Here is a 10,863-nt window from a genome sequence, read left to right as displayed (position 1 = left end):
CCTCAGCCCCGACGCCTACGAACGACACCACGCGGCTAAACTGACACTCGCCGCGTGACCAATAACCGCGTGCCCACCTTCATGGGGGAAGGCCCGGGCCCCGTGACGACGAGTTTCATCAGGGTCTCGGCGGCACTCGGCAGGTAGCCGACGCCGCCCCGGTCAGTGGAGGGAACGGAGTCCAACGAGCAGCCTCTCGACGAGCGACCGGTCGATCTCACCGGCACGGGGTATCGGGGGCCGGGCGTGCAGGTGTCCCGCGGCCACGAGGTCCGTGGCCAGGAACACCGTGGCGCTGACCGGCAGTTCCAGGTGAGCGGCGCACTCGACGACGGTGAGGGCTCCCGGCTCCAGGAGTTCGCACAGTCTGCGCCGCTCGGAACCGGCCTCCGGCGGCAGGGCCTCGTCCGTGCGGACGAGTACGGCGAGCCGGTCGAGCGCGGGGCCGGTGGGCGCCGAGCGGCCACCGGTGACCAGATAGGCGGGGATCAGGCGGCGCCCTGGACCGGGGGTCATGGCCGGGTGGCAGCGTCCGGTTGGCGGGTGGGGGCGTGCATGGCGCGGGTCAGCGCGGTGACCTGCACCTGCATCTGGTACGCGATGTTCCCCAGGTGCGCGTCGGGTGCGGCGAACAGGGCCAGGGTGGTGTTCCTGCCCGCGGGTACGACGACGGCGAAGCCGAGGTCGGACTCGACGACCGTCTGGGCCAGCCGCGGTGACTCCGCGTCGGTGAAGGCGGTGGTGAAGGCGCGGGCAGCCGCGTGCAGCGTGGCCGTCATCGCCGCCACCCGCTCGGCGGAGGCGCGCTCCAGGCCGGGTGAGGCCCCTTCCACGAGGCCGTCTCCTGTGGCCACCACGGCGTGCTGCACGCCGGGGAGTTCGAGCAGCGGGGTCAGCACCCAGGCGAGATCACCGGTGGTGGGGGTGGCGCTCACGTCTCGTCGTCTCCTTGGTCGTCCGATGAGGATGCTGTGGGTGCGGGCGCGTTCCTGCCGCTGAGGGTGCCCTCCTGGAGGGCGGCCCAGGAGGACCCGGCCTGCTCGGGCGTCCGGAGCGCGGGCTCCTCGCACTCCCCGGGGAGGCCGGGCGCGGGGGACGTCGTCCGGCGGCTCTTGCGGCGCCGGCTCGGCAGTCCGGCCGGCAACCCCTCCTCCGCGGCGGGCCCGGGGGCGGGCCCGGGGGCGGGCCCTCCGTCGGCCCCCTCCTCGCCGGTGGTGAGGGCGGTCGGAGCGGCACGCTCCTGCGGGCTCGCACCACGGGCGTCGACCGCCTTCGGGGCGAGCACGGACAGGGTGCGGTCGTCGTCCATGACCGTGAGCAGGTGCGGGGGGACGCGCAGCATCGTGCGCATCCCCCCGTACGGGGACGTCTCGATGTGGCAGCTGAAGCCGTAGCGCGCCACCAGCCGCCCCACCACCGCGAAGCCGGTCCGCGGCGGGTCCCCCAGCTCGGTCAGCAGCACCTCGGAGGGCCCGGCCAGGAGAGCGCGGGCACGCTTCAGCGCGTCGTCGTCCATGCCGATCCCGGCGTCGTCGACGAGCACCAGCGCCCCGCGTCCCGCCGTCTGCTGGACGGTGACCGGCACTTCGGTGTCGGGATGCGAGTACGCGGTGGCGTTGGCCAGCAGTTCGGCGAGCGCGATGGCCAGGGGTTCGGCCGCCCTGGCGACCAGCGCGAGCCGCTCCTGGCGCAGGTGGTTGGCGACCTTGATCCGCTCGTACCCGGCGACCCGTGACTGGGCTCCGAGTACGACCTCGACGAGCGAGGAGTTCTGCCGGGCGAGTCCCGGCCAGGCGTCACAGAGCACGGCGGTGGACTGGGTGCGGCGCAGGGCCAGTTCGTTGCGGAAGTCGAGCTGCAGGATCCGTGGGTCGTCGTACTCGTGCTGGAGCTCCTGCAGCAGGTGCTGCGACTGGTTGAGCAGCGACTGGATCTTCGCGGAGGTGCCGCGCATGGCCGACCGGGCGGCCGCGTCGACCCGGCTGCGCTCCTCCAGGACGGCCGTGCGCGCCGCCTCGACCGCGTCGGCCAGCAGACGGGCGGCCTCCCCCTCGACGCCGGCCGCCTCCCGTAGCCCGGGTACCGGCGCCGAGCGGTGGGAGAGCGCGGTCGCGGCGGCCGGTATCCGCTTCCGGGCCAGCTGGCGTATCTCCTCGGTGAGGGCGAGGGTGCGGGCCTCGGCGGCCTTGGCCTGTCGCTCGGTCAGTTCCGCACGGGCACCGGCGCCGTAGGCGTCGCGTCCGGCCTGGTGGGCCCGCGCGGACGCCCATACCGCCACGACCACGGCTGTCAGTGCCACGATCCATGCCACCACGGCGTCACCGCTTCTCTGTTGTCGGGCACACTGCGCACGCCGTCTCACGGCAGGGCGTGCGGCGGTCGTTCCGCTCGGCCGTCACTGCGGACCGCCGCCGGTGGCGGCCTGGCCGATCTCGTGCGCGACGGCGGCCACCTCGGCCATCACCTCCAGGACGCCGGGCATTCCGGAACCGTCCAGGTGCCGGTACTCGCTGCCGATGGTGACCACGAGCCGCTCGGGCAGCCCGAGGTCCGGATACCGCCCCTCGCCGATCACCCGGCGTGCCGCCTCCACCGCGGGCACGCCGGCGGAGTGCAGGGCGTGGGCACGGTCGCGCACGTGGGAGAGGTAACCGATGTGCTCCCGGACCCCGGCCGGATCGAGCACCGGCCCGTGGCCGGGCACGATCACCTCGGCCCCGGTGGAGAGGACGCGCTCGCAGGCGGCGATGACGTTGTCCAGCGGGCCCGCCCAGTGCACCGGGTGGTCCCCGGGCTGCCGCGCGGTGGACGAGAAGACGACGTCGCCGCTGAAGACGGTCCGCTGGGCGGGGAGGTGGACGATCAGGTCGCCCGCGGTGTGCGCGGGCGGCAGGGATGACACCTGGACGGGGTAGTCCCCCAGCGTCAGTTCCAGCTCCCCGGTGAAGTACGTCGTCGGCTCGACCGGCGCCGTGTGCGACCAGTCGAAGGCGCCGAAGTGGCGGGCGAGGTACGCGCCGAGCGGGGTGGCCGGATCGCTCCCGGCCACGAGGGCGTGCTGCTGCTGGGGCGTGGGGTCGTAGTGGATGTGTTCCCGGGCCTCCCGGGTGGCGATGATCTCCGCGTCCGGCAGGACACCGGCGCCCCAGAAGTGGTCCCCGTTGGCGTGGGTCACGATCACACGGTCGATGCCCACGCCCTCGGGCAGCCGTTTCCGGCTCTCCGCGAGGAACCGGCCGGCGAGCACGGGGTCGTAGGGGGTGTCGATCCACAGCGCTCCGCGCGAGGAGACGAGGAGACCGCAGTTGGCCAGCCCCCAGCCGCGCTTCGGCGGCAGCCAGGCGTACAGGCCCCTGCCGAGGTCAACGACGTCCCCACCCGTGATCGACATGGGGCGATTATGCCGATCCCGGTGCGCTCGCGCGTTCGAACTCGGCCAAACCGTCGATCCGGTGACGTGAAATCGCCCTGGCCGTCCGGCACCGGGCGCGCCTTCGTGACCGTCCGGGGTCGCCCGATCCGTGGTCCTGTCGGGATCTACCACCGGATATCCCCCGTACCGGTCCTCGGCATGACGCCGCGCCACCCCTACCCACTCTTCATGGACAGAACCGAATCGAGCCGACTACCCACCGAGCATGGCCGAAAACCGCCCTACCTCCACACACTGATCCGCTCACTCGATGCTTGTTTATGCTCGATCAGCCCTTGTAACATGCAGAATCGATCAGGCAGGCGACTACTTCACCCAGGCCCGCCGAGGGCGGGTCCGGTACGACTCAGTACGGCACATCCCAGGTGCGGCACATCTCAGGTACAGCCCCGACCGGGCCGGGCGCCTCCCGGTGCGGCGGAGCAGCAGTGGAAGCGGAGTGTGGACATGTCTCATGTCGAGACCGAGACGGCCGGCCAGCCCGAGTGCTGGCGCCGCGCGGCCCGGGTCGCCGTCGACCGCGCCGCGGCCCTTCCCACGACGGGTGAGCGCATCGCCGTGGTCGGCTGCGGCACCTCCTACTACATGGCCCAGGCCTACGCCTCGCTCCGCGAGGAGTCCGGCCAGGGCGAGTCCGACGCGTTCGCCGCCTCGGAGTTCCCCTTCGGCCGCCGGTACGACCGGGTCGTGGCCCTGACCCGCTCGGGGACGACGACGGAGGTGCTCGACCTGCTGCTCCGGCTGCGCGGGACCACGGCCACCCTGGCGGTGACGGCCGACCCCGCCGCCCCGGTCGTGCAGGCCGCCGACGAGGTGGTCGTGCTCGACTTCGCCGACGAACGGTCGGTCGTGCAGACCCGGTTCGCCACGACGGCCCTGACCCTCTTCCGGGCCCACCTCGGGCTGCACCGCGAGGAGGCCGTGCGGGACGCGGAGACCGCGCTGGCCGAGCCGCTGCCCGAAGGACTGGCGGCGTGCACCCAGTTCAGCTTCCTGGGCCGGGGGTGGACGGTGGGGCTGGCCAACGAGGCGGCGCTCAAGATGAAGGAGGCGTCGCTGTCCTGGACGGAGTCGTATCCGGCGATGGAGTACCGCCACGGCCCCATCAGTATCGCCACGGCCGGGACGGCCACCTGGATGTTCGGCACCGCACCGCGGGGCTTGGCCGAGCAGGTGCGGGCGACCGGTGCCCGCTGGGTGGAGAGCGGCCTGGACCCGCTGGCGGATCTGGTCAGGGTGCAGCGGCTCGCGATCGCCCGGGCACTCGCCCAGGGCCTCGATCCGGACCGGCCCCGCCACCTGACCCGGTCGGTGGTCCTCGGTGGAGCGGCCGGCGCCTGACTTCACGTACGGACGCGGGTGCCGGGCGGGCGGGGCCCGGCACCCGCGTCACGCGACCGGGTCAGGCCTCGTCGAAGTGGGCGTCGAGCGCCGCGTCGAGGTCCGCGGTCCACTGCGCGAGGCTGCTCCGGGCCGCCGCCTCGACCTCCGCGTTGAACCACCGGCGGCTCGACAGGTGGACGGTGACGGTGAACCGGCGCCCGAAGCGGGCGGTCTTGACCTCGACAGCGCCGATCTCGGACCAGTCGAACTCCGCCTCCTGGTCGTCCAGCGTGAACCGGACACCGTCCCGGTCGACCCGGATGGACCCGCGCCGGTCACTGACCTCGAAGACGGGCCCTTCCGCCGCGGGCTCCGCCTCTGCGGGGTCCGCGTCGCGCCCTGCCGCAGAGCCGTCGGCGTCCTCCCGATCCGCCGGGTCGTCCGCCGCGGCCCTCTCGGTGGACTCCCGCGCCTCGTCACCGGCAGCCGCGGCGTCAGCCGGGCTCCGCGACCCGGCGGGCACGTCGGCTCCCTCGGGCGCCTTCTCCGCTTCCTCCTCCGTCCGCGCGGGGGCAGGGGCCGTCAGGCCGGGGATGTACGCCGGGTCCGTGCCCGCGGCGAACGCTGGCTTCGTGTTGGAATCTATGCGCTGCTCCACGGCGGGCAGTATGGACGACGAACCTGTACGTGACCAGTCGCCCGGGAGCCGGGGGCCCAGGACACGTACGCCCGCACCCCGTGCGGGCACTGCGGCCGACGTCCGCTCCGGGCGGCGTGCACAGCCTTCCCGTCGTCCCGCGCACGCGAAGACGGGTGGTGCGGGCCCGTCAGAACCCGCACCACCCGTCAGACGCGGTGGTCCGCTGTCACGCGGTCACTGCTCAGTAGGCACCGAACACGTTGTCGATCGAGCCGTACCGGTCGGCCGCGTAGTTGCACGCTGCCGTGATGTTGGCGACCGGGTCGTAGCTGTCCATCGACGTACCGGGCACGTGGTAGGCCTGGAACGTGGGGTCGATGACCTGGAGCAGCCCCTTGGAGGGGACTCCGTTGATCGCGTTGATGTCCCAGTTGTTGATGGCCAGCGGGTTGCCCGAGGACTCGCGCATGATGTTGCGGTGGATGCCCTCGTAGGTGCCGGGGATGCCGTGCTCGGCCATGACGGCCAGCGACTCCTTGATCCAGCCGTCGAGGTCGTTCGTGTACGCGACCGGTTCGGCGGCTACGGCCTCGGTGGCGACGGCGGCCGGCGCACCCTGCGCGGCGAGCTCCGTGGTCCGCTCGGAGCGGTCCGCGCGGTCGGTGCTCCGCTCGGCGCCGTCCGGGGAGGCGGAGGTGGCGGAATCGGCCTCGGCCGCGTTTCCGGCCTTCTTCCCGTCCTTACCCGCGGCGTCCGCCGCATTACCGGAGGACTTGGCGCCGATGGTCAGCTTCAGGCCGGGGTGAATCAGGTCCGGGTTACCGCCGACAGCCTTTCGGTTGCCGTTGTACAGCTCCTGCCAGCCACCGCTCACGGAATGGTCACGGGCGATCTTGGAAAGGGAATCACCCAAGATCACGGAATAGGTGACGGGTGCGGACTTGTGTGCGGCAATTTCCTTGCCGGACACGGAAGTCGACGTCGTCGCCTTTTCCACGGCCACCGGGTGCGCCGGTGCGGCGGACGCTCCGGTCGCGCCGATCACGGGGAGGGCGAGGGCGGCCCCACCCGTGCTCACGGCGATGATGCCGCGGGTGAGCGAACTGGCCCTGGAACGACGGTGCTTGGACTTTGCGGGCATGCTGAATTCCTCTCCGTCGCCTGCGAAGTGAGCTGTCGGGTTCGGGCTGGAGATGCCCGGCCGCATGCGAATGCGACTTCACCCCGAGCCGTTCCGGATACCGGATCGGCGCTTACCTGGGTCCCCCGCTCCTGCCGTACGAGATGTGGTCGGGTTCCCGGACGGCGGCAGGATTCGGCGTTCCATCCGGAGTGATGGTGACCGTAGGCGAGAAATGCCGAAAGGAACAAGCCCCGAATTCGTGATCACAATTCACAGGCAAGATCAATTCATGCGCATTCATGTAACCGACCCCACACGCCACTCTCAACTTCTCTGGGGCGCAAGGGAACCGGGTGGGGCGTGACAGCGTCCCGGACGCGTGGGGTGACGCTGGTCACGGCGCCCGATAAGGGCGATTTGCGCCGCGCGGCGACAGCGAGGCCCTCGACAACACCCGTATGGAAATTAAGGTATTAACTCAAGAAAGAACCTAAATCGGGCATACGACTCAGTTGCCTCAAGTGTGGGCATACCGAGGGTCGTCGCGTGGAACGCGTCTCCGTATGACCGAAAGCGTGAACCCCGACCTCTCGAAGCCACGGATCACCGTCCTGCCCGTCCAGCCCGGGGACCCGCCCTTCCGCATCGTCGAGATCGACGGCGAGGTCGTCGGCGGGGCGGCCTCGATGACGGACGTGCTGCTCGCCGCTTCGGCCGCCGGTATCACCGTCCACGACCTCGACGACCCGGCCGTCGTGCGGTGGGTGGGCGGCGGCAAGCTCACCTGGAGGCGTCATTGAGCCCGGGGCCCCGGCCGCCGGAGCCGGGGCCCCGTGAGCACGTCATGACCCGGTGGCCGGCTCGGGCCGGTGGCACGTCGGGGGTTGGCCCCGACGGTCCCGGCCCTGCCGTGGCTTCGGCTCAGCCGGCCATCGGCGCACCCGTCCAGGGGTCGAGGCCGGCTCCACGGCGGGCCCGCTGCACGGCCCGGCTGACGAACGTGTGGGGGCGCGTCCGCGCCGTGCCGTCCACGGTCACCGGTGACATGTCGAAGCCGCCGGTCAGCAGTCTGCGCAGGAACTCGGCCATCCCGAAGCGGTACAGCGCGAAAGCGGGCGCGGAGCGGTCTCCGCAGACCACCACGGGCCAGCGGTCGGGGTCCTCGTCCATCGTCAGCCAGCACAGGACGGCGGCCTCGGCGGTAGCCCCCCAGGCGAGCAGGGAACCGGGGTCGAGCAGCAGGTCCGGGCCGGCGGGATCGGCCCACACCTCGTCGGCCTCCGCCCTCCACACCTGCCGTACGGCGACGGTCCGCTCGGCCATGGCGTCGGGCGTCCGTTCCCCCTCCCCGGCGTCCACGGGCAGCGGGCGGTGGACGACGATCGCGTCGTCCACCGAGCCCTCCCCGTAGGCCCGCATGAAGGCCTTGTAGTCCGCCGGGAAGCGGGCACCCCAGCGGGCTTCGGCCACCGCCCAGTCGACCTGCTCGTCGATTCCGTACGTGGTCGGCAGCAAGGGCCCGAGGGCCTCGATGGGCCCCGGTAACGCCGGCCGCCCTCGTCCCGCGCTCCGCCCGATCCGCCGGGTCCGCGGAATCCAGCCGCTCATGCCCCGTACCCGCACCTGGCGACTCCCGCCTGTCCACGGGAGGACCCGCTCCTCCCACAGAATCCAGCGATACGCAGGTCCCATGCATCACACCGCCGCGAGGGCGGGCGGCGGGAGCACCGGCCGGGCCGCGCGCCGAGGCGGTGGGGCGGGCCACCGCGCGAACCCCCGGCCCGCGCCGTCAGGGGGCGCCGCCGGAGGCACACCGTCAGTCCATCAGGCCGGCGGCGACCGTCGCCCCCAGCTCCCAGCAGGCCTCGACGTCCGCCTTTCCCGGCTCGCCGGTGACGGTCACGACATCGGCCGCACGGCGCCATCCCAGGCCCGTGGTGATCGACTCGACGCCCCGCACGGCACCGGTGACGTCGTTTCCCCCGTGCACGTAGTAGCCGAAGGGCCGCCCGCGCGTCTCGTCCAGGCACGGGTAGTAGACCTGGTCGAAGAAGTGCTTGAGGGCACCGGACATGTAACCGAGGTTCGCCGGGGTGCCGAGCAGGATTCCGTCGGCGTCGAGTACGTCGGACGCCGTCGCCGAGAGCGCGGCTCGCCGGACGACGCGCACGCCTTCGATCCCGTCCGTCGTCGCGCCGGCGACGACGGCTTCGAGCAGCGCCTGGCAGTTGGGCGAGGGGGTGTGATGGACGATCAGCAGGGTGGGCACACCTCCGCACCCTGCCGTCCCCGCCCCCGGACCGCAAGCGAGCGCGCCCGCCGGCACGGCGGCGTCGGCGCGTTCCGCCTGCCGCGTGCCGGAGGCCGCACCCGGGTGGTCACCTGAGGGACTCCCCCGACGGGACGACGACTCCGTACAGGTCACTGATCGTCGCGAGCGCGCCCTGGTGGATCTGGCCGGCCGGCAGGAGCCCGCCCACCGAAGGCAGAGAGCGCGTCGCACACGCGTCGGCGACCACGGTGGGCCGGTTCCCCCGCAGGAAGGCGCCCTCCGCGGTGAACGTCACGCACATGTGTGTCATGAAGCCCGCGATGACGACGTCCGTGTGGCCCGCCGCGTCGACGTGCTCGCCCAGGTCGGTGTCGACGAAGGCGTTCGGCACCTTCTTGATCACGACCGGCTCCCCGTCGGCCGGCGCGACGCTCGGGTGGATCCGCCCGATGTCCGCCCGGATGTCGTACGCGGATCCCGGTCCACCGTCGTTGACGACGTGGATGACGCTCGTGCCCGCCGCCCGTGCCCGCTCCAGCAGGGCGGAGGCGGAACGGAGCGCGGCCTGCCAGCCCTCCAGCTCCATGACGCCCCCGACGTAGGTGTTCTGGTAGTCGACGAGGACGAGGGTCGCGGCGGCCAGCGCGGCGGGCGTCTCGTCGAAGCCGTTGAGTTCACGCAGAGTTGTCGTAGTCATCGCAGTACCACCTCGGTCGCGGGTGCCGGTCCGGCCCGCCGGTACGGGTCCGCACGCGTGGTACGGACCCGGGCCGGGCCGTGTGCCGGCCGGCGCGGCTCACCCGTTCGGTGAGCCGCCTCCACGAAGCTACGGCCGGCAACGGAGTGTCTGCAATGTCGTCTAACATGCAGATCCGGACATGCGCACCAGGAGCGCCGACCGCACGGAGGCCTCGTGAGCACCGCCGAAAGACTCGTCGTCATCGTCCTCTTCGACGGTGTCGACCTGCTCGACGTCACGGGGCCGCCCGAGGTGTTCTCCCTGACCCGGCGCGAGACCGGGGCCGCCGCGGACTACCGGGTCGCCCTGGCCGCGGAGACCCTGGACCCCGTCACCACCTCCGCCGGCGTGCGCGTCCTCCCCGACATCACCTTCGACGACGCGGCCGCCCGGAGGATCGACACCCTTCTGGTGCCCGGTTCCGTCGAAGTCGTCGGCCGGGGCCAGGTGCGCGCCCTCGCGGACGAGGCGGTGGTCCGCCGGGTGAAGGCCCTCGCCGGCGCCGCCCGCAGGATCACCTCGGTCTGCGTGGGGGCCCATCTCCTCGCCGCCGCGGGCCTGCTCGACGGCAGACGTGCCACCACCCACTGGTCGACGGCGCCCCAGCTCGCCGCCGAGCACCCCTCGGTGGAGGTGGACGCCGACCCGATCTTCATCCGCGACGGCGACGTGTGGACCGGTGCGGGCATCAGCGCCTGCCTGGACCTGTCGCTCGCGCTCGTCGCCGAGGACTTCGGCGAGGACGTCGCTCTGCGGGTGGCCCGGCAGCTCGTGATGTACCTGAAACGGCCGAGCGGGCAGAGCCAGTTCAGCGTCCCCCTGGAACCGGTCTCCACCACGCGACGCGTCGAGGACCTGCGCCACCACATCATGCGCAACATCGGGGACCGTCTCACCGTTGCCGACCTCGCCGCTCACGCCCACGTAAGCGAACGCCAGGTAACCCGCATCTTCAAGGCCGAACTCGGCATGACGCCGAGTGCGTACGTCGAGGCGGCCCGCGTCGAAGTGGCGCGGAACCAGCTGGAGTCGACCGACGCCACTCTCGAACGCATCGTCTCCCACTGCGGGTTCGGCACGACGGACACACTCGTGCGCGCGTTCCGCCGGCGTCTCGACACGACACCGACGGAGTACCGGCGCCGTTTCCGGGCCACCGCCGGCTGAGAGCGGGGCCCGTTTCCGGGGCACCGCCCTCGACCGGGCACGCGGGCCGCTTCCGGACCGCCGCCGGCTGGGACCGCGCGTCGGAGCCGGGCCGCCCGGGCTCCCCCACCCGTGAGCGCCACGGCACGGTCCCGCGGTGAGGAACATGGAGCGGCCCGGAGGGCGG

The 10,863-nt window shown here is 72.4% G+C and carries 12 protein-coding genes and 1 riboswitch; of the genes, 3 read left to right on the top strand and 9 right to left on the bottom strand.

Features of this window, described 5'->3' with window-relative positions; translation table 11 throughout:
* Positions 1–162 precede the first annotated feature (162 nt).
* From ABZ371_RS22095 to ABZ371_RS22080, 4 genes are all read right to left on the bottom strand, one after another.
* Positions 163–516 carry a DUF742 domain-containing protein gene (locus ABZ371_RS22095; RefSeq protein ID WP_358682362.1) on the bottom strand — a complete coding sequence of 118 codons (354 nt, stop codon included), beginning with the start codon at positions 514–516 and terminating at the stop codon, positions 163–165.
* The gene (locus ABZ371_RS22090) at positions 513–935 is read right to left on the bottom strand and encodes a roadblock/LC7 domain-containing protein (RefSeq protein WP_307124472.1); all 423 of its coding nucleotides are present in this window, start codon (positions 933–935) and stop codon (positions 513–515) included. The genes ABZ371_RS22095 and ABZ371_RS22090 overlap by 4 nt, the downstream gene beginning before the upstream one ends.
* Positions 932–2,299, bottom strand: a complete 1,368-nt coding sequence (locus ABZ371_RS22085) for an ATP-binding protein (protein WP_358682358.1) — start codon at positions 2,297–2,299, stop codon at positions 932–934. Before ABZ371_RS22085 ends, ABZ371_RS22090 begins: the two co-directional genes overlap by 4 nt.
* A gap of 96 nt (positions 2,300–2,395) precedes the next feature.
* Positions 2,396–3,391 carry an MBL fold metallo-hydrolase gene (locus ABZ371_RS22080; protein ID WP_358682355.1) on the bottom strand — a complete coding sequence of 332 codons (996 nt, stop codon included), beginning with the start codon at positions 3,389–3,391 and terminating at the stop codon, positions 2,396–2,398.
* A gap of 489 nt (positions 3,392–3,880) precedes the next feature.
* Here ABZ371_RS22080 and ABZ371_RS22075 point away from each other — a divergent pair, with 489 nt between their 5' ends.
* Entirely contained in the window at positions 3,881–4,774 is an 894-nt protein-coding gene (locus ABZ371_RS22075) for an SIS domain-containing protein (protein WP_358682352.1), read from the top strand.
* A 61-nt stretch (positions 4,775–4,835) separates the two neighbouring features.
* Here the strand turns inward: ABZ371_RS22075 and ABZ371_RS22070 are convergent, their stop codons facing one another.
* Together ABZ371_RS22070 and ABZ371_RS22065 are read right to left on the bottom strand one after the other, a co-directional pair.
* A complete protein-coding gene (locus ABZ371_RS22070) occupies positions 4,836–5,414 on the bottom strand; it encodes a hypothetical protein (RefSeq protein ID WP_358682349.1) in 579 nt (192 codons plus the stop codon).
* Positions 5,415–5,637: 223 nt separating this feature from the next.
* Positions 5,638–6,537, bottom strand: a complete 900-nt coding sequence (locus ABZ371_RS22065; protein ID WP_358682347.1) for a transglycosylase SLT domain-containing protein — start codon at positions 6,535–6,537, stop codon at positions 5,638–5,640.
* A 4-nt stretch (positions 6,538–6,541) separates the two neighbouring features.
* Positions 6,542–6,727: riboswitch (cyclic di-AMP (ydaO/yuaA leader) on the bottom strand.
* Positions 6,728–7,082: 355 nt separating this feature from the next.
* Between ABZ371_RS22065 and ABZ371_RS22060 the strand changes: the two genes are divergently transcribed.
* Positions 7,083–7,319: a hypothetical protein gene (locus tag ABZ371_RS22060; RefSeq protein WP_358682344.1), complete on the top strand. Its 237-nt coding sequence runs from the start codon at positions 7,083–7,085 to the stop codon at positions 7,317–7,319.
* Positions 7,320–7,440: 121 nt separating this feature from the next.
* Here the strand turns inward: ABZ371_RS22060 and ABZ371_RS22055 are convergent, their stop codons facing one another.
* The 3 genes from ABZ371_RS22055 to ABZ371_RS22045 form a co-directional block, all read right to left on the bottom strand.
* Positions 7,441–8,034, bottom strand: a complete 594-nt coding sequence (locus ABZ371_RS22055) for an SMI1/KNR4 family protein (protein WP_358682341.1) — start codon at positions 8,032–8,034, stop codon at positions 7,441–7,443.
* A gap of 301 nt (positions 8,035–8,335) precedes the next feature.
* Positions 8,336–8,788, bottom strand: a complete 453-nt coding sequence (locus ABZ371_RS22050; RefSeq protein ID WP_358682338.1) for an NAD(P)H-dependent oxidoreductase — start codon at positions 8,786–8,788, stop codon at positions 8,336–8,338.
* 109 nt (positions 8,789–8,897) lie between these two features.
* The gene (locus tag ABZ371_RS22045) at positions 8,898–9,488 is read right to left on the bottom strand and encodes a cysteine hydrolase family protein (RefSeq protein WP_358682335.1); all 591 of its coding nucleotides are present in this window, start codon (positions 9,486–9,488) and stop codon (positions 8,898–8,900) included.
* Positions 9,489–9,704: 216 nt separating this feature from the next.
* Between ABZ371_RS22045 and ABZ371_RS22040 the strand changes: the two genes are divergently transcribed.
* Positions 9,705–10,697, top strand: a complete 993-nt coding sequence (locus ABZ371_RS22040) for a DJ-1/PfpI family protein (protein WP_358682333.1) — start codon at positions 9,705–9,707, stop codon at positions 10,695–10,697.
* The last annotated feature ends 166 nt before the right edge of the window (positions 10,698–10,863 follow it).

The organism is Streptomyces sp. NPDC005899 (genome assembly GCF_040629645.1).
GTDB lineage: Bacteria > Actinomycetota > Actinomycetes > Streptomycetales > Streptomycetaceae > Streptomyces.
Note: the sequence above shows the minus strand (reverse complement) of the source record. Positions and strands in the feature narration are given on the sequence as shown.